Genomic DNA, 1,663 nt, shown 5'->3' on the forward strand with positions numbered 1-1,663 from the left:
TCCCTCTCGACGGACTAAAAAGGGACTTCCCACAGTCGCCGGAGGCGTAAGCCTCGCCGGCATCAAAGTGCCAAGATTGGGGTTGCGAAACTCAATCTGAATGGCGAAAGGGGAAGTCCATATGAATACTACGACGGTCGCTGTTGATCTGGCAAAGCAAGTGTTTGCCGTGTGTGTGGGCGATGCGCACGGCCATGGCGGCAAGACAACAGTCTTCAAACGCGCCGAATTTCTCGCCTGGCTCAAGACCCTGCCGGCCGGCACTCAGGTTGCCATGGAAGCCTGCGGCACCGCCCACTACTGGGCGCGCACCCTGCTCGCACTGGGGCTCGTGCCTCGCATCATGGCCGCAGAATTCGTCAAACCCTACCGCAAGAACCAACGCGTCAAGAACGACAGTCGCGATGCCGAAGCGATTCTCGCCGCCTTGCACGCGCCCGGCATGCGCTTCGTCACCCCCAAGACTGAAGCCCAGCAGCAACGCCTGTGCTGGCATCGCCTGCGCGAGGGCTACAAGGAGGAGCGCACCGGACTGCTCAACCGGATTCGCAGCCTGCTGGCCGAACTCGGATACCTCGTCGAGCCAGGCGCCACCAAGCTGCGCCGCACCCTCGCGAACATGCTCACCCCCGATGAGGACGGTACCCTGGCGCCCGAATCCCTGCGCCAAATGATCCAGGGCGTCCTCACTCAGCTCACCGCGCTGGATGCGCGCATCGAAGAATGCTCGGCGCACATCGCTCGCCAATCCCGACTAGACCCGAGCGTCGCCGCACTCCAGAAATGCCCCAGCATCGGCCCACTGATCGCCGACGCGCTGGTCGCCACCGTCGGCGACGCACGTCACTTCAAGAACGGGCGCCAGTTTGCAGCCAGTCTTGGCATCACCCCGAGCCAGCACAGCAGCGGTGGCAAAAACCGGCTGGGCAAGATCACCCGCCGGGGTGACAGCTACCTGCGTGGCCTGCTCATTCACGCTGCTGGCGCCGTGCTGAACGCCACCATTCGCAAGCACACCGCCCAGCCCGCGCAGCTCAGCCGACTGCAGCAATGGATGATTGGCGTCTACCAGCGAGCCGGCTATGCCAAGGCCAAGGTCGCCATCGCCAACAAGCACGCCCGGCAAGCCTGGGCCATGCTCGCCCGAGGAGAGGCCTACAACAGCGAAACCTGGCAGGCCTGGCAAGCCGCGCATGGTGAAGTGCAGGCAGCCGATCACCCGCAAGACGACTTGCCCACCGCTGCGCTCGCTGCCGCCAGCGTATGAAGCGCGCTCACGCGAGCGCAGCCATGGACAAGTCTGCAGCACCCATGAATTGAACCCGTTTGAAAGGCGCGAAACAGACCACTGAATCCGTGCAAGACACCCAGGTCAGACCGGCCGGGGGAGAGCCTGACTAACCAAGTGCGCCGACCACACAGGCGATTGCGACTGATCCTCGCACCGCTGGTCGAGACGATGACGGACTGAGGCCCCCCCGGAGCGGTTTTTTGCAGGGTCCCGGTGTGCGCGAGCGCACCGATCAAGACCGATTAGAGAGATGACAGTCTGGTCGCGGTCGTCAGCACGAAAGCAGCGGTTTGAAGCGTTCCGGAGAAACAAAAAGAAAACCGGCCTAGCGGCCGGCATTCACAAACCAGTTGACGGGAAGTCCCTTAGAGA

The 1,663-nt window shown here is 63.0% G+C and carries 1 protein-coding gene; it reads left to right on the forward strand.

Going from position 1 to position 1,663, the window contains the following annotated elements; translation table 11 throughout:
• Positions 1-121: 121 nt before the first annotated feature.
• Positions 122-1,267, forward strand: a complete 1,146-nt coding sequence (locus tag HJ583_RS18890; RefSeq protein WP_235943936.1) for an IS110 family RNA-guided transposase — start codon at positions 122-124, stop codon at positions 1,265-1,267.
• Positions 1,268-1,663: the final 396 nt, after the last annotated feature.

Origin of the sequence: Uliginosibacterium aquaticum, from assembly GCF_012972705.2 — a bacterium.
Lineage (GTDB): Bacteria > Pseudomonadota > Gammaproteobacteria > Burkholderiales > Rhodocyclaceae > Uliginosibacterium > Uliginosibacterium aquaticum.